This window comes from Rhizobium sp. NLR10b (assembly GCF_019685435.1).
GTDB lineage: Bacteria > Pseudomonadota > Alphaproteobacteria > Rhizobiales > Rhizobiaceae > Rhizobium.
Genome location: NZ_JABDWV010000020.1, coordinates 26,597 through 46,384, shown reverse-complemented (window position 1 = coordinate 46,384; position 19,788 = coordinate 26,597). Strand labels below are relative to the sequence as shown.

16 protein-coding genes are annotated in these 19,788 nt (G+C 64.3%); 9 read left to right on the top strand and 7 right to left on the bottom strand.

All coding sequences use genetic code 11. The annotated features are described in order from the left end of the window. Positions 1-108: 108 nt before the first annotated feature. Positions 109-2,196 (bottom strand): DNA topoisomerase IV subunit B, encoded by a 2,088-nt coding sequence (parE, locus tag HJB91_RS27050; RefSeq protein WP_221156417.1) that lies wholly within the window; start codon positions 2,194-2,196, stop codon positions 109-111. Positions 2,197-2,404: 208 nt separating this feature from the next. Here parE and HJB91_RS27045 point away from each other — a divergent pair, with 208 nt between their 5' ends. The 4 genes from HJB91_RS27045 to HJB91_RS27030 all read left to right on the top strand — a co-directional run bounded on the left by HJB91_RS27045 (position 2,405) and on the right by HJB91_RS27030 (position 6,610). After that, positions 2,405-3,304, top strand: coding sequence for an alpha/beta hydrolase (locus HJB91_RS27045; protein WP_221156416.1), 900 nt, complete (start codon positions 2,405-2,407; stop codon positions 3,302-3,304). Between the two features lie 125 nt (positions 3,305-3,429). Then, complete coding sequence (gene tpiA / locus HJB91_RS27040; RefSeq protein ID WP_221156414.1) at positions 3,430-4,200, top strand: triose-phosphate isomerase; 771 nt, start codon at positions 3,430-3,432, stop codon at positions 4,198-4,200. Between the two features lie 118 nt (positions 4,201-4,318). Further along, positions 4,319-4,837, top strand: coding sequence for a preprotein translocase subunit SecG (gene secG / locus HJB91_RS27035; protein ID WP_221156411.1), 519 nt, complete (start codon positions 4,319-4,321; stop codon positions 4,835-4,837). Between the two features lie 144 nt (positions 4,838-4,981). Then, entirely contained in the window at positions 4,982-6,610 is a 1,629-nt protein-coding gene (locus tag HJB91_RS27030) for a CTP synthase (RefSeq protein WP_064806148.1), read from the top strand. 58 nt (positions 6,611-6,668) lie between these two features. Here HJB91_RS27030 and HJB91_RS27025 read toward each other — a convergent pair whose 3' ends face one another. Next, the gene (locus HJB91_RS27025; RefSeq protein ID WP_221147710.1) at positions 6,669-7,757 is read right to left on the bottom strand and encodes a citrate synthase/methylcitrate synthase; all 1,089 of its coding nucleotides are present in this window, start codon (positions 7,755-7,757) and stop codon (positions 6,669-6,671) included. 84 nt (positions 7,758-7,841) lie between these two features. On the opposite strand from HJB91_RS27025, the gene HJB91_RS27020 reads away from it, so the two are divergent. The 5 genes from HJB91_RS27020 (at position 7,842) to HJB91_RS27000 (ending at position 14,250) form a co-directional block, all read left to right on the top strand. Further along, the gene (locus HJB91_RS27020) at positions 7,842-8,987 is read left to right on the top strand and encodes a citrate synthase (RefSeq protein WP_210631255.1); all 1,146 of its coding nucleotides are present in this window, start codon (positions 7,842-7,844) and stop codon (positions 8,985-8,987) included. 125 nt (positions 8,988-9,112) lie between these two features. Then, positions 9,113-9,631 (top strand): FecR domain-containing protein, encoded by a 519-nt coding sequence (locus HJB91_RS27015; RefSeq protein WP_210631256.1) that lies wholly within the window; start codon positions 9,113-9,115, stop codon positions 9,629-9,631. Between the two features lie 5 nt (positions 9,632-9,636). Further along, entirely contained in the window at positions 9,637-11,493 is a 1,857-nt protein-coding gene (locus HJB91_RS27010) for a CHASE2 domain-containing protein (protein WP_221156409.1), read from the top strand. A gap of 97 nt (positions 11,494-11,590) precedes the next feature. Beyond that, positions 11,591-13,546, top strand: coding sequence for a DEAD/DEAH box helicase (locus HJB91_RS27005; RefSeq protein ID WP_221156407.1), 1,956 nt, complete (start codon positions 11,591-11,593; stop codon positions 13,544-13,546). Between the two features lie 44 nt (positions 13,547-13,590). Further along, positions 13,591-14,250, top strand: coding sequence for a methyltransferase (locus HJB91_RS27000; protein WP_221156405.1), 660 nt, complete (start codon positions 13,591-13,593; stop codon positions 14,248-14,250). A gap of 16 nt (positions 14,251-14,266) precedes the next feature. Here the strand turns inward: HJB91_RS27000 and glp are convergent, their stop codons facing one another. From glp to HJB91_RS26975, 5 genes are read right to left on the bottom strand one after another with little or no spacing between them, the layout of a single operon-like run. Continuing rightward, the gene (gene glp, locus HJB91_RS26995) at positions 14,267-15,490 is read right to left on the bottom strand and encodes a gephyrin-like molybdotransferase Glp (protein ID WP_221156403.1); all 1,224 of its coding nucleotides are present in this window, start codon (positions 15,488-15,490) and stop codon (positions 14,267-14,269) included. Beyond that, positions 15,487-15,984, bottom strand: a complete 498-nt coding sequence (gene moaC / locus HJB91_RS26990; RefSeq protein WP_221147707.1) for a cyclic pyranopterin monophosphate synthase MoaC — start codon at positions 15,982-15,984, stop codon at positions 15,487-15,489. The genes glp and moaC overlap by 4 nt, the downstream gene beginning before the upstream one ends. A 1-nt stretch (position 15,985) precedes the next feature. Beyond that, positions 15,986-16,798: an indole-3-glycerol phosphate synthase TrpC gene (gene trpC, locus HJB91_RS26985; RefSeq protein ID WP_221156401.1), complete on the bottom strand. Its 813-nt coding sequence runs from the start codon at positions 16,796-16,798 to the stop codon at positions 15,986-15,988. A 9-nt stretch (positions 16,799-16,807) separates the two neighbouring features. After that, positions 16,808-17,824 carry an anthranilate phosphoribosyltransferase gene (gene trpD / locus HJB91_RS26980; protein WP_221156399.1) on the bottom strand — a complete coding sequence of 339 codons (1,017 nt, stop codon included), beginning with the start codon at positions 17,822-17,824 and terminating at the stop codon, positions 16,808-16,810. 8 nt (positions 17,825-17,832) lie between these two features. Next, positions 17,833-19,725, bottom strand: a complete 1,893-nt coding sequence (locus tag HJB91_RS26975) for a peptidylprolyl isomerase (protein WP_221156396.1) — start codon at positions 19,723-19,725, stop codon at positions 17,833-17,835. Positions 19,726-19,788: the final 63 nt, after the last annotated feature.

The following is a 19,788-nucleotide window of genomic DNA, read 5'->3' as shown; positions in this document are numbered from 1 at the left end:
TATTTGACGGAGTTGTTACGGTTCTTCGTCAGTTCCGTGAAATCGCAGATGCTAAAATGCGGCGCGCCGGGCGTATCTGTCAGATCGTTCGGCGCGCCTGAGACGTGTTTAAATATCAAGGTTTTCGGCGAAGGCCGCACGCTCCTGGATGAAGCGGAAGCGGGCCTCGGGTTTGGTGCCCATCAGATCGTCGACGGCGCTGCGCGTGCCCTCGAAATCCACCTCGTCGATCAGCACCCGGAGCAAGGTGCGCTTGGCCGGGTCCATGGTGGTTTCCTTGAGCTGGGCGGGCATCATCTCGCCGAGACCTTTGAAGCGGCTGATCTCCACCTTGGCCTTGCCCTTGAATTCCGTCTGCATCAGCTCGGCACGATGATTGTCGTCGCGCGCATAGGCGGACTTCGCCCCTTGGGTGATCTTGTAGAGCGGCGGCACGGCGAGGAAGAGATGGCCGCCACGCACCAGTTCCGGCATTTCCTGGTAGAAGAAGGTGATAAGCAGCGAGGCGATATGGGCGCCGTCGACATCGGCATCGGTCATGACAATGATACGCTCGTAGCGCAGATCTTCCTGCCGGTATTTCGAGCGCGTACCGCAGCCAAGCGCCTGGATGAGATCGGCGAGCTGCTGGTTTGCACCGAACTTCTCGCGGCCGGCGCTGGCGACGTTGAGGATCTTGCCGCGGAGCGGAAGGATCGCCTGGTTGGCGCGGTTGCGCGCCTGCTTGGCCGAACCTCCTGCCGAATCGCCCTCGACGATGAAGAGTTCGGCGCCTTCGGCGGTATTCTGCGAGCAGTCGGCGAGCTTGCCGGGCAGGCGCAGCTTGCGCACCGCCGTCTTGCGATTGACTTCTTTTTCCTTGCGGCGGCGAAGGCGCTCCTCGGCGCGCTCGATCACCCAGTCGAGCAGCTTGGCCGCCTCGTTCGGGTTGTCGGCGAGATAGTGGTCGAAGGGATCGCGCAGCGCGTTCTCGACGATGCGCTGGGCCTCGACGGTCGCAAGCTTGTCCTTGGTCTGGCCCACGAATTCCGGCTCGCGGATGAAGACCGACAGCATGCCGACGGCGGAGATCATCACGTCGTCGGTGGTGATCTGGGCGGCGCGCTTGTTCTGCGTCAGCTCGGCATAGGCCTTCAGCCCCTTGGTCAGCGCGATGCGCAGGCCGGCCTCATGGGTGCCGCCTTCCGGAGTCGGGATGGTATTGCAATAGGAATGCACCTGCGGATCGCCGCCATACCAGGTGATCGCCCATTCCATCGAGCCGTGGCCGCTGGCCTTCTCGGTCTTGCCGGCGAAGATCTCGCGGGTGACGGTGAATTCCTTGCCCATCGTCGCCTGGAGATAGTCTTTCAGGCCGCCGGGGAAGTGGAAGGTGGCCTTGTCAGGCACCTCCGACCCATCAGGCAGTACGCCAGGCTCGCAGCTCCAGCGAATCTCGACGCCGCCGAACAGATAGGCCTTGGAGCGCGCCATGCGAAAGACGCGAGCGGCCTCGAACTTCATGTGCTCCCCGAAGATCTGGGGATCGGGATGGAAGCGCACGCGGGTGCCGCGGCGATTGTGGACGTCGCCCAGTTCTTCGAGCCCGCCCTGCGGCAGGCCGCGGGAAAAGCGCTGGCGGTAAAGCTTGCGGTTTCGCGCTACCTCGACTTCGAGGAAGTCGGAGAGCGCATTGACCACCGACACGCCGACGCCATGCAGGCCGCCCGAAGTCTCATAGGCCTTGCCGTCGAATTTGCCGCCAGCATGCAGCTTGGTCATGATGACTTCGAGTGTCGACTTGCCGGGGACCTGCGGATGGTTTTCGACCGGAATGCCGCGGCCGTTGTCCGAGACGGTGAGATAGCCCTGCAGGTCGAGATGCACCTCGATGAAATTGGCGTGTCCCGCGACCGCTTCGTCCATCGCGTTGTCGATGACTTCGGCGAAGAGGTGATGCAGCGCCTTTTCGTCGGTGCCGCCGATATACATGCCCGGGCGCATGCGCACCGGCTCGAGACCTTCCAGAACCCGGATCGAGGAGGCGCCATAGTCATCCGCGTTCGAGGCGACGGGTGCTGGGCGCGCCGCCGCCGAGGGCACGGTCGTCAAGGGAGCGGCCGCCGGCGGACGTTCGCTCGGCGCGGCGGGCTTCTGCGCCTCCTCGCGTTTTTCGGAAAGGGGCAGTCCGGAAAAAAGGTCGTTGCTGTCGTCCATGGAGCCGTTCAGATCTTTATCCTGTCTCGAGCTGGCATCCGCCGCCGGCCCAAAATCACCGCATTTCACGTCACGTTTGCGAATCAGGCAGATTCTGCCAGAAAGCACCTCTGTACGCGACACCGCCTCTTTTGGCGGCCTTTGAGACATGATTTGCGTTGCCGGGCGCGGAATGGCAAGCGGCGGCAGGCTTCAGGAAACCATCCGCATGCGAATGTCCACAAGTCATTGCACTGTTTTCACCGCAATTGCGGCGTTTTTCTTGTCAGCAGCCGTTCTTTCCGCCGGCGGACCGGCACGTGCGGCCGACGTCCTGCCGCCTTTCAAGGACGATTTGTTCTCGAGGCAGACTGTGCTGCAGACGAGCGACGGCGGCGCCTCCGAGGTGATCGACTACGACGAGATGCGCGATATCAACGGCCGCGACCAGATCCCGGAGAAGCGGGCGCAACAAAAATATGTGTCGCTCGGCATCCGCAAGACCCAGGCGGATGAAACCCTCTCCCTCGACGGCATCAGGCTCGATGTCACCAGGGTGGGACCATCTCAGAATGCCGCCTTCACGGTGATTTTCATCCACGGCCGCGACGGCGACCGCCGGCTCGGGGCCAATGATTACAGCTTCGGCGGCAATTTCAACCGGCTGAAGAACCTCGTCGCCGGCAATGGCGGGGTCTATTATTCGCCGACGGTCAGGAGCTTCGACAGCAACGGCGTTGCCGCGATCGAAGAACTGATCCGTTATGCCAGCGCGCAATCACCCGGCCGGCCGATCGTCCTTTCCTGCGCTTCGATGGGCAGTCAGATTTGCTGGGGCGTTGCGCGTGACGGCGACAGCGTCAAGCGGCTGAAGGGCATGCTTGTTATGAGCGGTGTCACCGATCCCGATTTCACAAGGAGCGCGTTTTACAAGTCGAAACTGCCGCTCTGGTTCGCGCATGGCAGCCGCGATCCGGTCTACGCCGCCGCCGACCAACAGGCGCTGTTCGAGAGCCTGCAAAAGGCGAAATATCCGACGCATTTCACGTTGTTTCAGACCGGAAACCACGGAACGCCGATCCGGATGATCGACTGGCGGAGGGTTCTGAACTGGGTTCTCGGTCGCTGACGAAGGATTTCGGCAAAAAATATGCGAGATCGCAGAGATTCCCGTTACGTCAGAGGCATGATGCTTTCCTTTGCCGCAAGCTTTTGATAATGCGGCCAGGGATATGAAGTTTGTGGAAGGCCGGCATGACACCTGACGTGCGCCCGCTGGTGGCGGGAAATTGGAAAATGAACGGCACGCGTGCCTCCCTGGATCAGATCAAGGCGATCGCCGAGGGTGTTCGTCCGCCGCTCGCCGAAAAGGTCGAGGCGCTGATCTGCCCGCCGACGACGCTGCTCTACGTGGCAACCGCGCTCTGCACCGACAGCCCGCTTGCGATCGGCGCGCAGGACTGCCACCAGAAGCCGTCCGGCGCGCATACCGGCGATATATCGGCCGAGATGATCGCCGATAGCTTCGGCACCTATGTGATCGTCGGCCATTCCGAACGGCGCACCGACCACGCCGAGACGGACCATCTGGTCCGCGCCAAGGCGGAGGCGGCTTTCGCCTCCGATCTCACTGCGATCATCTGCATCGGCGAGACGGCCGAAGAACGCCGCGCCGGGCAGGAACTTGACGTCATCAAGCGCCAGCTTTCCGCCTCGGTTCCCGATGCCGCAACCGCCGAGAATACAGTCATCGCCTACGAGCCGATCTGGGCGATCGGCACTGGTGTCACGCCGACATCGGGGGATGTTGAGAAGGCGCATGCCTTCATGCGTGCGGAGCTCGTGTCCCGCTTCGGCGACGAAGGCCGCAAGATGCGGCTTCTCTATGGCGGCTCGGTCAAGCCCGCCAATGCCGGGGAACTGCTTGGCATCGCCAATGTTGACGGCGCGCTGATCGGTGGAGCGAGCTTGAAAGCCGCCGACTTCCTCGCCATCTACCGGGCCTATGAGGCGCTGCTTGCCTGACGCGTTGTTCATAGCTCGGTTTATTCCGGCAGAAGGGCTTGGAATAGGCGAGAGCCTCATGTAAAGAGCCGCCAGAATTCTTATTTATGTCCGTCTCCAGACGGGCAGGACTGGACCCATGCAGACAGTATTGATTGTCATCCATCTCATGATCGTGCTCGCCCTCGTCGGCGTCGTGCTCATCCAGCGCTCGGAAGGCGGCGGCCTCGGCATCGGCGGCGGTTCGGGCTTCATGTCGGCCCGCGGCACGGCCAATGCGCTGACTCGCACGACCGCGATCCTTGCGACCTTGTTCTTCCTCACCTCGCTCGGCCTCGGCATACTGACGCGTTACGAGGGTCGTCCGAGCGACATCCTCAACCGCATCCCCGCGACGAGCGGCCAAGGCAACGGCATTCTCGATTCGCTCGGCGGCGGTGCACAGACCCCGGCGAACCAGCCGGCCGGCAACGGTGTTCCAAGCAGCGGTGCGGCTGCGCCCGCACAGCAGGCTCCGGCCGCGCAAGCTCCCGCAGCAGAGGCTCCGGCAGCCACCGCGCCTTCAACGACAGCTCCGGCAGCGTCTGCCCCGGCAACGCCCGCAGCTCCGGCCGCGCCGGCGCCGGCTCAGCCTTCCGGCGTCCCGACGGGACAGTAAACCGGACTTCGACATAAACCGCCGGCAGGCCCTCGGGTCTGCCGGTTTTCTTTTGTTCAGATTCCCGCGCCACCCTCCGAAAATTCCGGAAAAGAATTTTTGGGGCTGGCGGAATCGTTTTTGAAAAGGTATCCGGTGAAGCCCATGGCGCGATACGTATTCATCACTGGCGGCGTGGTTTCCTCCCTCGGAAAAGGAATTGCGGCCGCGGCTCTCGGAGCGTTGCTGCAGGCCCGTGGATATCGGGTCCGGCTTCGCAAGCTCGACCCTTATCTGAACGTGGACCCGGGCACGATGAGCCCGACCCAGCACGGCGAGGTCTTCGTCACCGACGATGGCGCGGAAACCGATCTCGATCTCGGCCATTACGAACGCTTCACGGGGCGTTCGGCGACCAAGACCGACAACATCACCACCGGCCGCATCTACAAGAACATCATCGACAAGGAACGCCGCGGCGACTATCTCGGCGCGACGGTGCAGGTCATCCCGCACGTCACCAACGAGATCAAGGATTTCGTCACCGAGGGCAATCAGGACTACGACTTCGTCATTTGCGAGATCGGCGGCACGGTCGGCGACATCGAGGCAATGCCCTTCATGGAAGCGATCCGCCAGCTCGGCAACGACCTGCCGCGTGGCACCGCCGTCTACGTCCATCTGACGCTGATGCCTTACATTCCGGCGGCCGGCGAGCTCAAGACCAAGCCGACCCAGCATTCGGTGAAGGAGCTGCAGGCGCTTGGGATTCACCCCGATATCCTGCTTGTGCGCGCCGACCGCGAAATTCCGGAAGCCGAGCGCCGCAAGCTCTCGCTGTTCTGCAACGTGCGTCCGTCGGCCGTCATCCAGGCGCTTGATGTGGCCAACATCTACGACGTGCCGATGGCCTACCACAAGGAAGGACTCGACGACGAAGTGCTGGCCGCTTTCGGCATCGAGCCGGCGCCGAAGCCGCGTCTCGACCAGTGGGAAGAGGTCTGCAATCGCATCCGTACGCCGGAAGGCGAGGTGACGATCGCGATCGTCGGCAAATATACCGGCCTCAAGGACGCCTATAAGTCGCTGATCGAGGCGCTGCATCACGGCGGCATTGCCAATCGCGTCAAGGTCAAGCTCGAATGGATCGAGTCGGAGGTCTTCGAGAAGGAAGATCCCGCACCCTATCTCGAAAAGGTGCATGGCATCCTGGTGCCCGGCGGCTTCGGCGAGCGCGGCTCAGAGGGCAAGATCCATGCGGCGCGCTTTGCCCGCGAACGAAAAGTGCCTTATTTCGGCATCTGCTTCGGCATGCAGATGGCCGTCATCGAGGCGGCGCGCAATCTTGCCGATGTGCCGGATGCGTCATCGACCGAGTTCGGCCCGGCGAAGGAGCCTGTGGTCGGCCTGATGACGGAATGGGTCAAGGGCAATGAATTGCAAAAGCGCACGGCGGCCGGCGATCTCGGTGGCACCATGCGCCTCGGCGCCTACAAGGCGGCGCTGAAGAAGGGCACGAAGATCTCGGATATCTACGGCTCGACGGATATTTCCGAGCGTCATCGCCACCGTTACGAGGTCAACATCGACTACAAGGACCGGCTCGAGAGCTGCGGCCTCGTCTTCTCCGGCATGTCGCCCGATGGCGTGCTGCCGGAGACGATCGAATATCCCGACCATCCGTGGTTCATCGGCGTGCAGTATCACCCGGAACTGAAGAGCCGGCCGCTCGACCCGCATCCACTGTTTGCGAGCTTCATCGAAGCGGCGACCGAACAGAGCCGTCTCGTCTGACGCATGCGGCGCCAGATCGCGCGGTTATGCGCGATCTGGCTAATCCGCCATTCCAATTTCAGGCAGCGGCCGGCAACGGCCCGATATAGACCGAACGCGGCCGGATCAGCCGGCCGTCGAGCGCCTGTTCGCGGGCATGCGCCAGCCATCCGACCGTACGGCCGATTGCAAAGACACCGGTGAAGGCCTGACGCGGGAAGCCGAGCGCCTCGAGCAGCAGCGCGGTATAGAATTCGACATTGACGTCGAGCGGCCGGTTGGGCTTGCGCGCTTTCAGGATTGCCAATGCGGCGGCTTCCACCGCTTCGGCGAGTTCGCCGCGGGCGCTGTCGATCTGGCCTGATGAGATCAAAGGCTTCAGAGCGCCTTTCAGCGCGTCGGCGCGCGGGTCGCGAACGCGGTAGATGCGGTGGCCGAAGCCCATCAGCCTCTCGCCGCGATCGAGTGCATCCGCAAGCCATGTGCCGGCATTACCAGGCGTTCCTACGGCATCCAGCATATCGAGGACGGGACCAGGCGCACCGCCATGCAGCGGCCCCTTCAGTGCGCTCAACGCCGCCAGAACCGAAGAGGTGAGGCCGGCCTGCGTCGAGGCGACAACCCGCGATGCGAAGGTCGAGGCGTTGAGGCCATGATCTGATATCGTCACGAGATAGGCGTCGAGTGCCGCCGTCTGCTCCCTGGTCGGCAATCGTCCGGTCAGCATGCGCAGGATATCGACCGCTTGCGGCAGCGAGGCGTCGGGCGCGATCGGCTTCTGCCCGCGCTGCAGCCTGAGAATCGCCGGCAGGAAGACTGCCGGTGCTGCCAGAAGGGCGAGGGCGGTGTCGAAATCCTCACCATCCGCCAGCCTGGCGATCAGCGCGCGCATCGCATCGACCGGCGGCAGGGCGATCAAGGCGGCGTCGGCGGCTTTGATATGGGCGAAAACCTTCGTTCGTGCCTGTGCCAGCCAGTCGCGCAAGAGCGCCTCATCGAAGCTTCGCTCCATCAACCCGTCGAGCAGCAGTGCAGCGACGCGCTCATAGGTGCCGTCTGCGACCAGATGATCCAGCGATACGCCGCGGATGATCAGTCGACCCGCTTCGCCATCGACATCCGACAGCTGCGTTTCGGCGGCAATGACATCTTCCAAGCCGTTTTTCATATGGGTTTCTCCTTTACGGCTCGAATGATCCGACCTAGTTTCATTGACGTCAATCTTGACGCAATTGATCAATGTGAGGCCGTGATGTCGTGGCTGACTGCCGAGGAGGCGCTGCAGGCGCTGAAGACCAAACCGCAGACGCTCTACGCCAATGTCAGCCGAGGGCGCATTCGCGCCAAGCCTGATCCCGCCGATCCGCGCCGCAGCCTCTATCACGCTGCCGACGTGCGGCGGCTTGCAGATCGCCATGCCGGCCGCCGCAAGGCCGAAACCGTCGCGGCCGAGACGATCCGCTGGGGCGATCCCGTGCTTTCCTCGGCAATCTCCACCGTTTCGGGCGGACGCCTTTTCTATCGCGGAAAGGATGTGGCCGATCTCGCCGAGACGGCGACGCTGGAGCAGACGGCGGCATTGCTTTGGAACGGAGCGGAAACGCCCGCCTCCGCTACCGCGGCCGCGCATGGCCCTCCATCGCTTCAGGCCGCGTTCCTGGCGCTTGCAGGGCGGGTGACATTGGACCTGCCGTCGCTTGGCCGCTCGCCGGCGGCACTCCGGCGCGAGGCGCACGGGATTCTCGCCACGATCGCAGATGCGCTGGCGCCAGGCGCTTCGGACCGGCCGCTGCATCTCAGGCTTGCGGCAAGCTGGCAGCGGCCGGAGGCCAGCGATTGCCTGCGTCGCGCCCTGGTGCTGCTTGCCGATCATGAACTCAACGCCTCGGCCTTTGCGGCACGAGTCACCGCCTCATCGGGTGCGGCACTGTCGGCCGCCGTGCTTTCCGGCCTGGCGACGCTGACGGGACCGCTGCATGGCGCCGCCTGGCAGGGCGTCGATGCATTGATCGAGGCGGCTTGCACCCTCGGTCCGGCGCAGGCGATCCGCCGTACCCTTGCCCAGGGTAATCGCTTATCCGCCTTCGGTCACCCGCTCTATCCGGACGGCGATATCAGGGCGCTGGCGCTGCTTTCGCGATTTCCACTGCCGCCTGAGTTCGCCGAGGTCAGGGATAGGGGCGAGGAGATCGTCGGGGAAAAGGTCAATATCGATTTCGCACTTGCCGCGATGGCGGCCGCCTTCGATCTGCCGAGAGAGGCGCCGATCATCATTTTTTCGCTTGCACGCTGCACCGGCTGGCTTGCGCATGCGATGGAGCAGATCGAAAGCGGCGAATTGATCCGGCCACGGGCGCGTTATACCGGACCGGCGCCCCATATGAAGAGCAGCATTTGAGGATGCGCGGTCCGCTTTTTTTCGCCTATGGAAATATCCGAATTCGGCTATCATGCCTCGCATGGAAGAAGACGGTTGGCGGGCGCTTTCGCTGAAGCAGTTCCGCACGGTCACGGGGGCTTTCCATGAATATGACATTTCTCAAGCTGTTTGCCGTTGGGCTCGCTGCCGGCGTCACTCCGCATGACGCGGCACTCGCGCAATCTGCGGGCTGCGCGATCTCGCGCGATGGTGGTGCCCGCCAGACGCTCAGTTGCCCCGGCGGCGTCAAGGTGACGGCGGAGGCCGGTGCGTCTTTCCGGCTCTCCGACCGCAATCGTGACGGCAGTCCCGATTCGGCGTCGCTGCGACGCAAGGCCATCCTCGTCGATGTCGACGGCAGTCAGCACGCCGGTGGTTTCCAGGTGGTGACACCGCAGGCGATCGCTGCCGTGCGCGGCACACAATGGGCTGTCGACGCCGCAGGCGACAAGACCTCGGTCCTCGTCATCAGAGGCAGCGTGGCCGTCCGCCGGCCTGCCGGCGAGCCGGTGGTGCTGTCACCGGGCGAGGGCGTCGATGTCAGCAGCGGAACCGAGCCGCTGGTTGTGCGCCGCTGGCCAGCACCGCGTGTCGCCGCCCTTCTCGCCCGGCTCGGCCAATAAATGCCATGAGTCATCGCCTGCTGACTGTGATCGCGCTGCTGGTCGCCGGTCTTTGGGGCGCGGCGCTCGGCTATCTCAATCTCAATGGCGGGATAGGCCTTCTCGATCGGATGGAGGCCTCGCTTGCCGACATTCGCAGCATCGTCGTCGGAGCGAAGACGCCGCCTCCCGTCGTCTCGATCATCGCGATCGACGACCGTACGGCGGCGGCCCACGGCTATCCCCTGGACCGGGCGACGCTGGCGCGTCTGGTCAATGCAATCAACGCTATGAAGCCGAAAGCTCTGGCGCTCGACATCCTGCTCTTCGATCCGGGACCGGAGGGGGGCGATGCAGCACTGACCGCTGCCCTTGGAGAGGGACCGAGCGTGATTGCGGCGGCGGCCACCTTTGCGCAGAGCCGGCAGCAGGTCACCGAATTGGCGGACGATCCGCTTGCCGCCATCCCCGAGGCAGATCAGCTTCTCTTGCCGCTTCCCCGCTTTGCCAGCGCGGCCGCAGTCGGTGTCGTCAATGTCGCCACCGACCAGACCGGCACGCCGCGTTTCATTCCACTTATCTCGCGCGCCGCAGACCGGCTGGATCCGGCTTTTCCGCTGCGAGCCGCCTCGGTGGCGCTCGGTGTCGACCCAACGATTGAGCGCGATGCGATCATGCTCGGAGTATTGCGCATTCCCACGGATATGGGCCAGCGCCTGCCGGTGACCTTCTATGGCCGGCGCGGCAGCATCGCCACGTCAAGCGCCGCCGATGCGCTCGAAGGCAAGCTGGCGGCGGATGCGGTGACCGGCCGCATCGTCGTCATCGGCTCGACCGTCACCGGCGGCGGCGACGTCTTCCCGACGCCGTTCGATCCCGTCATGCCGGGCGTCGAAGTGATGTCGACCGCGATCACCCATCTCGTCACCGGCGACGGCATGGTGCGGGACCACGGGACCAGGCTGATCGATGCCGGCACCGCCGTCGGGCTGTCGGTCATGCTGGTTTCGCTGACCGCCTGGCGGCGCAGTGCTGCGGGCTACGCCATCATCGTGCTGGCGCTGATCGTCTGGGCGATGCTCAATCTGGCGGCCTTTGCGCATGGCTATTGGCTGAGTGCCGCCCTGCCGATTGCCGCAGCGCTGCCACCGGCGCTGATCTTCGGCGCAGCCGAGCTCTGGCTCGACCGCGGCCGCGCCCGCCATTTCGCCGAACAGAGCGCGCTACTGCAGCGCATCGAGGCGCCGGGCCTCGGCGAATGGCTGGCGCGCCATCCGAATTTCCTTGCCGCGCCGGTGCGCCAGAACGCGGCCGTCGTCTTCATCGATCTCTCGGGCTTCACCGGCCTCAGCGAAAATGTAGGACCGGTCAAGGTGAGCGAGGTGCTGAGCGGCTTTTTCGAAATCATCGACGAGGAGGCACGCGCTCATGGCGGCGCCATCACCAGCTTCATGGGCGACGGGGCGATGATCCTGTTTGGCCTACCGGAAGCCGCCGACGACGATGCCGCCCGAGCCATCGACTGCGCGGTCAGGCTCTGCGAGCGCACCCGCGCCTGGCTTCGAACGCAGGGGGGCTTTGCCGGGAAGAACATCGGTTTCAAGGTTGGCGCCCATTGCGGGCCGATCGTCGCCTCGCGGCTCGGCTCCGGCGACAGGCAGCAGATCACGGCGGCGGGCGATACGGTGAACGTCGGAAGCCGCCTGATGGAGGTTGCCGCCCGCCATGGCGTGGAGTTGGCGCTCAGCGCCGAAATCGTCGGCGCCGCAGGCCCGGACAGCGTGCTCCTCAAATCAGGCCGGATCGAAGGGCCGCTGGAAACGGAACTGCGCGGCCGGACGAGCCATATCGACGCCTGGCTGTGGCGCAGCCGCGCGCTTTGACAATCGCCGCGGGAGCGGCTAGGAACGGCGCAAACACCTGCCGGCTGGCTCCGGCCATGGCGCATTTCGCGCCTGAAAGCTCCGAAAGATCGAACTCATGACAGAATTCAACGGCGTCGTTCCGGCGATCGCCAAGGCGTTGCAGAAGCGCGGTTACGCCGAACTTACCCCGGTACAGCAGGCGATGCTCGATCCGGCGCTTGCCGCTTCGGACGCGCTGGTCTCCGCCCAGACCGGCTCCGGCAAGACCGTCGCCTTCGGATTGGCGCTGGCGCCGACGCTTCTCGACGGTAGCGAGCGCTTCGGTGCTGCCGGCGCCCCGCTTGCGCTGGTCATCGCGCCGACGCGGGAGCTTGCCCTGCAGGTGAAGCGCGAACTTGAATGGCTTTATGAAATGACCGGCGCGGTGATCGCCAGCTGCGTCGGCGGCATGGACATCCGCAGCGAGCGCCGCTCGCTCGAGCGCGGGGCCCATATCGTCGTCGGCACGCCCGGCCGACTCTGCGACCACATCCGCCGACACGCACTCGACATGTCGCAGCTGAAGGCCGCCGTGCTCGACGAGGCCGACGAGATGCTCGACCTCGGCTTCCGCGAGGACCTGGAATTCATCCTCGATTCGGCACCGGACGAGCGCCGGACGTTGATGTTTTCGGCAACCGTGCCGGCGGCAATCGCCAGACTCGCCAAGAGCTACCAGCGCAACGCCGTGCGCATCAGCACCGCGGCCGAGGAAAAGCAGCATGTCGATATCGAATATCGCGCCCTTGTCGTTGCCCCGAGCGACCGCGAGAACGCGATCATCAACGTGCTGCGCTATTACGAAGCGACCAACGCCATCGTCTTCTGTTCGACGCGTGCCGCCGTCAATCATCTGACCGCGCGCTTCAACAACCGCAATTTCTCCGTCGTGGCGCTGTCCGGCGAGCTGACGCAGAACGAGCGCAGCCACGCGCTGCAGGCGATGCGTGACGGCCGCGCCCGCGTCTGCATCGCAACCGACGTCGCCGCCCGCGGCATCGACCTGCCGGGCCTCGATCTCGTCATTCATGCCGACCTGCCGACCAATCCGGAAACCCTATTGCACCGCAGCGGCCGTACCGGCCGGGCCGGGCGCAAGGGCATCAGCGCCATGATCGTGCCGCTGAGTGCAAGGCGCAAGGCCGAGCGTTTGCTGGAGAATGCCGGCATTTCGGCGGCCTGGGCGCGGCCGCCGTCGGCCGAAGAGGTGAACGAGCGCGACGACGAGCGGCTGCTTGCCGACCCGGTCTTTCACGACGCGCCGCAGGAGGAAGAACAGAAGCTGGTGCAGCAGCTTCTCGCGAGCCACGGCGCCGACAAGCTCGCCGCCGCTTTCCTGCGTCTCTACCGCACCAACCGTTCGGCGCCGGAAGATCTGATTGAGGTTGCCGTTCATGACGATCGCAGCCGTAAGCGCCGCGACAATGCCGCCCCCTTCGAGCCGGCGCAAAAGGGCCCGCGCGAAGATTTCGGCCCGAGCGTCTGGTTCTCCGTCTCGGTCGGGCGCAAGCAGAATGCCGAGCCGCGCTGGCTGATCCCGATGCTCTGCCGCAACGGCAACGTCACGAAGCGCGAGATCGGCGCGATCAAGATGCAGCCCGAGGAAACCTATGTGGAGATCGCGGCAGCGAGCGCCGAGAGCTTCCTGAATGCGATCGGACCGAACAAGGCGCTCGAACGCGGCATCCGCGTGACGAGGCTCGCCGGCACGCCGGATTTCAGCCGCGCGCCATCACCGAAACCCTATGCCGGCAAGGCATCCCGTGACGAACGGCCGGGCGAGGCGTTCCGCGACGAACGGCCGAAGAAAAAGTTCGGCAAGGGTTCGAGCGGCGGTTATGCCGCAGCCGAAAATGGCGGCGGGGAACGGCGCGACGCCAAGCCCTGGAACAAAAAGGCCGGCAAGCCCGGCTACGATGGCGCGAAATCCGACAAGCCAAGATATGACAAGCCGAAATTCGACGGCGGCAAGCATGAGGGCAAGGGCGGCGCTGGGCCGAAAGGCAAATTCTCGAAGAAGAAGCCCGGCTGATTGTGATCGCCACGTGATTTCTTGACCGGCAGGATCAGACGACGATGAAACGCTCCGGCATATGTCGCGTCGATCCGGCCGCCTTCGTCAAGGCCAATCTGCCGATCTCAGCGGTCCCCTCAATCCCCGAGATCCTGCTCCACACTGCTGGGCCTGCGAGCGGCCTCTGGCGGCTTGCCGGTCGCGGAGAAGCCAATCCGCCGCCTTACTGGGCCTATCCCTGGGCCGGCGGCGCCGTGCTTGCCCGTTATCTGCTCGACCGGCCGGAAATCGTTGCCGGCCGACGCGTCCTCGATCTCGGCGCCGGCTCCGGGCTGGTCGCGATCGCTGCAGCGAAGGCTGGAGCAGCAATGGTGACGGCGGTCGATGTCGATGCCAATGCGATTGCCGCGATCGGTCTCAACGCGGCAATCAATGACGTGACCATCTCGGCAGTCGCCGCCGATATTCTCGATGGGCCGCCGCCGGAAGCGGCTGATCTCATTGTGGTCGGCGATCTTTTCTATGATCCCTCGCTTGCCCTGCGGGTGATGGCTTTCTTGCGGCTTTGCCGGGCAAGCGGCATCGAGGTGCTGGTCGGCGATCCCGAGCGGGCCTATTTGCCCGATCGAGAACTCCGGCGAATCTCGACACAGGCGGTTGCGGACTTCGGCGCGGCCGCGAGCGGTAGCGCGGTGCAAGCGGGCGTTTTTTCGCTCTCCTGATCGGGAAGAGGCGAGACTATACGAGAAGATCCGGCCGCAATAGCAAGACCGGGCAGGCTGCTCCGGCCGGCAGTTCCGGCGCATGCGGCGGGCGAATAATGAGACAGTCGGCTCGCGCAAACACCTTCATCATCGAGGAATCCTGCTTGCCGAACGGTTCGGCTAGCCAGTTACCGGCCGTGGATTTCGAAAGCCTCGCCCTGATATAGTCTTGCCGGTGATCATTGGCGCGCAGGGTGACGGCTGCTTCCACCGTCGTCTCACGTCGCACCGGCGGCAGGGAGGCGAGCTTGCGGATCAGCGGCTCGAGGAACAGCAGCGAACAGACGAGGCTTGAGACCGGATTGCCGGGCAGGCCGAGCACATGGGTTTCGCCGAAGCTTCCGACCATCAGCGGCTTGCCGGGGCGCATGGCGATGCGCCAGAAGTCGAGCTGCATGCCGGCGTCGATCAGCGTGACCTGCACCAGATCATGATCGCCGACCGACGCGCCGCCGAGCGTAACGATGACATCGGCCTTGGCATCCCGGGCCCTGTCGACCGCCGCGGTAATTTCTGCCTTATCGTCCGGCACGATGCCGAGATCGAGCACATCGGCGCCGGCTTTGCGGGCAAGGGCTGCGATACCGAAGGTATTGGAGGCGATGATCTGCGAAGGTCCGGGCTTGCTTCCGGGCGGCAGCAGTTCGTCGCCGGTTGCGAGGATGGCAATCAGCGGGCGCTTGAGAACCTCGACATCGGGCCGGTTCATGCCGGCCGCGACCGTCAGCCGGGAGAAATCGAGCACGGTGCCGGCAGGCAGCACCGCTTCACCTTCGGCGAAATCCTGACCGCGGGGGCGCACATGCTGGCCCTGCCGCACCGGGAAGGTGGTTCTGATGCCGCCGTCGATCTTCTCCGCATCCTCCTGCAGCAGGACGCTGTCGGCGCCTGGCGGAACAGGCGCGCCGGTGAAGATACGCACGGCCTCTCCCTGGCCCACGCTTCCCCCGAAGCCGCGGCCGGCAGACGATGTGCCGATAACCTTCAACACGGCGCCCGGCTCCGGCGCGTCCTCCCGGCGCAGCGCGTAGCCATCCATGGCCGAGGCATTGAAGGGCGGCTGGGTCAGCCGCGCCGTCAAATCGGCGGCCAGCACACGGCCCTCAGCCTCGGCAAGCGGCAGCGTCTCCGACGCCGCGACAGGCTTGGCGCGGGAGAGCAGGCGGTCCAAGGCGTCGGCGACCGGCAGAAGGTTCATCTTGCCTCCGGATGACGGAAATCGCCTGATTTGCCGCCGGATTTTTCGAGCAGCCTGACGCCGCCGATCTCCATCGCCTTGTCGGCGGCCTTGGCCATGTCGTAGATCGTCAGGCAAGCGACCGAAACGGCGGTCAGCGCCTCCATCTCGACACCGGTCTTGCCAGTCAGTTTGGCGGTGGCGATGACGCGCAGTCCGGGCAGCGCGGAATCTTCCTCGATTTCGACCGTGACCTTGGTTAGCATCAGCGGATGGCAGAGCGGGATGAGATCGGCGGTGCGTTTTGCCGCCATGATGCCGGCCAGGCGCGCGGTGCCGATCACATCGCCTTTCTTGGCATTGCCCTGGCGGATGAGCGCGAGGGTTTCCGGCGCCATCTTCACATGGCCCTCGGCGGTGGCGATGCGCACCGTCTCGGCCTTATCGGAGACATCGACCATATGCGCCTCGCCGGAGGCATCGATATGGGTCAGGCCGGGCTTTGCGCCGCTCATATCATTCGGCCGCGATGGCGGCTTCGCCAAAGAGCAGCGCACGGGTGGCGGCCGCCACGTCGTCCTTGCGCATCAGGCTTTCGCCGACAAGGAAGGTATTGATGTCGACGGCCTGCAGGCGCTGGCAATCGGCATGGGTGAAGATGCCGCTTTCGCCGACGAGCAGCCGGTCTGCCGGCACCATAGAGGCAAGCGTCTCGCTGACCGTCAGGCTGACGTCGAAAGTGCGCAGATTGCGGTTGTTGATGCCGATAAGCGACGAGGAGAGCTTCAGCGCCCGTTCCATTTCCGGCGCGTCGTGAACCTCGACCAGCACATCCATGCCGAGCGAGAAAGCTTCGTCCTGCAGACGCTCCGCCTCGTCATCGCTCAGCGACGCCATGATCAGCAGAATGCAGTCGGCACCCCAGGCGCGCGCCTCGTGGACCTGATAGGTCTCGAACATGAAATCCTTGCGCAGCGCCGGCAGGGCGCAGGCAGCACGGGCCGCCGTCAGGAATTCCGGTGCACCCTGAAAGCTCGGCGTGTCGGTGAGCACGGACAGGCAGGCCGCGCCGCCGGCTTCATAGGCCTTTGCCAGCGCCGGCGGATCGAAGTCCGGGCGGATGAGCCCCTTGGATGGGCTTGCCTTTTTGATCTCCGCGATGAGACCGAACTGGCCGGCCTCACGCTTGGCAACAAGCGCCTTATGGAAACAGCGGGGCGCTGACTGATCGGCCTGCATCGCCTTTAAATCGGCAAGCGACACCGCAGCCTTGGCGGCGGCGATTTCCTCGCGCTTATAGAGTTCGATCTTCTTCAGGATATCGGTCATCGGCCAATCCTAATCGATATCGTTGGAAACGGCGATGAGTTTGTCGAGGGCGAGCGCCGTGGCGCCGCTATCCAGCGAATGCGCAGCAAGCGCCATGCCGTCGCGGATCGTCTCGGCCTTGCCGGCGATGACCAGCGAGGCTGCCGCGTTGGCAAGCGACACATCGCGATACGCATTCCGGGCGCCGCTCAGAACCTCCCGGAGCGCTGCAGCGTTGGCTACACCGTCGCCGCCCTTGATATCGGCGAGCACGCAGGGGCTGACGCCGAAATCGGCGGGCGACAGCTCGAAGCTGCGGATCTTGCCGTCTTCGAGCGCTGCGACCTTGGTGATGCCGGTCGTGGTGATTTCGTCGAGGCCATCGCCATGGACTACCCAGACGCATTCCGAGCCAAGATCGCGCATGACTTCGGCGAGCGGCACCAGCCACTGCGGCGAGAAGACGCCGAGCAACTGGCGACGGACGCCGGCCGGATTGGAGAGCGGCCCAAGCAGGTTGAAGATGGTGCGCGTGCCGAGTTCAACGCGGGAGGGGCCGACATGGCGCATGGCGGAATGATGCAGCTGGGCGAACATGAAGCCGACGCCGGCTTCCGCAATGCAGCGCGTGATGATCTCGGGACCGACATCGATATTGACGCCGAGTGCGGCCAGATTGTCCGCCGCGCCGGATTTCGAGCTCAGCGCCCGATTGCCGTGTTTGGCGACGGGCACATCGGCGCCGGCCACGATCAGCGCCGCCAGCGTCGAAATATTATAGGTGCCGCTGGCGTCGCCGCCGGTGCCGACGATGTCGATCGCATCGGCCGGCGCCTCGACGGTCAGCATTTTCGACCGCATCGTGGTGACGGCGCCGACGATCTCGTCGACGGTTTCGCCGCGCACGCGCAGCGCCATCAGGAAGCCACCGATCTGCGAGGGCGTTGCCTGGCCCGACATCAGGATGTCGAAGGCGGCACGGGCCTCGTCACGCGTCAGCGGCTCGCGGCTCGCGGCCTTGGCCAGGAACGGCTTCAGATCGGTCATAAAACCTCCTAGCGGACCGTCGCCTGTTCGGCGAGCGTCTGGTTGATCGAAGCCCCATACTGCGTCTGCAGGAGGTTGACCATCTGATCGAGAATATCATCGCCGGCGGCATTAGCCATGGCGGTGAGCTGGGCATCGCGGTTGTTCAGCACGTCGCTGGTCGGCTGGCTGTTGACCTCAGTGACCTTCATCAGGATCTGCGTCGAGGGATCGGCGCCGACCGCGCTCGCAACCGTATCGACCGGGCCGGAGAAGGCGGCCTTGACTGCGGCTCGTCCGAGAACCGGATCATCGGTGGAGCGGGTGATGCCGCTCTTGCTTTCGACGGCAATGCCGAGCGGCGCCGCGATATCGGCAAGGGCTACGCCCTTTTGCGCCTCGGCCTTCAATTCGTCGGCCTTCTTGGCGAGTTCGGCCTTCTGCTGCTCCGCCGTCCAGTCTTCGACGGCTTTCTCGCGCACCTCCGCGATCGGGCGGTCCCGGTCCGGTGTGATTTCGCGGACGTTGAACCAGACATAGCCGTCATTGCCGATCGGAAGCGGAGAGGCATCGACGCCGACCTCGGTCTTGAAGGCTTCGCCGAGCAGCTGCTGCTTGGCGGGAAGATCCTTGACCTCTTTGCCGTCCTTGTCGGCGCCGGTCGCATCGACGGCGTCGATGGTCACCGCCTTGAGCTTCAGCTGACCGGCGATATCTTCGAGCGTGGAGCCGCCGGCGCGCATATCCTCGATACGGTCATGAACATTGATCACTTCCTGAGAAGCGTTGGAGAGCGCCAGCTGCTTGCGGATGTCTTCCTTCACCTCGTCGAAATTCTTGACAGTTTCCGGCTTGATGTTGGTGATGCGCAGGATGACCGGGCCGAACGAGCCGTCAACGACCGGCGTCGTGCCGCCATCCTTCGACACCGCAAAGGCGGCATCGGCGACGGCCTGGTCGGGAACCTTGTCCTTGGTGAACTCGCCGAGCAGCACGTCGCTTGCCGTCTTGCCCTGGTCGGTGACCAGCTGGTCGAAGCTGGTGCCGCTCTTCAGCGCCGTTTCGGCGGCGGTGGCGAGATCCTTGCTGGTGAAGGTCAGCTGTTCGATCGTCCGGCTTTCCGGCGTGCGATAACTATCCTTGCCCTTCTCGAAAGCTTCGCGGATCTGGTCGTCGGTAACGGTCGCGGCATCGGCGATATCGGCCGGCTGCAGCTTGAGATAGGTGATCTTGCGATATTCCGGCGCGCGGTAGCGCTGCTTGACGCCTTCGAACCAGCTCGCCAGCACGTCATCGGCGGGGGCCTTGATCGGCTCGATATTTGCGTTGGTCAGCAGCAGATAGTCAACGCTGCGGCTTTCGTCGCCATAGAGCTTCAGTGCGTCGATCAGCGTCTTCGGCGCGGTAAAGCCGTTGGAAACGGCATCGACGATCTGGCTGCGGACGGCGACCTTGCTGCGCTCCTTGATGTAATCGTCCTGCCGGATGTTCGCATTGCGCAGGCGCGAAACGAACAGCTCGCGATCGAACTGGCCGTTGACGGCCTTGAAGGCCGGATCGTCGCCAATCAGCTGGGCGAGACGATCCTCGGACAATCCGAGGTTCATATCTTCGGCGAGCTGGTCGAGTGAGGCGCCGGCAACGAGCTGTGACAGCACCTGCTGCTCGATTCCGAAGGCGCGGGCCTGCTCGGGCGTAAGGCGCATGCCGAACTGCTGGCCGATGTTTGCCACCTGACGCTGATAGGCAAGCTGGAATTCGGTGACCCCCACCTTCTGATCGCCGACAGTCACGACCGTGGTGCTGCTGCCGCCTGATATCAGCTCGCGCGATATGCCCCAGATGCCGAAAGAGGCCACCAGGAGAAGCAGGAGCAACTTGGCAACCCAGGTCTGAGCAGCTCTTCTCAGAAGATGGAACATGGAAACGCAAACCTCGCAGCATTTATTGACCCGCGCACGGGCAGACATTCGACGTTCCTTAAA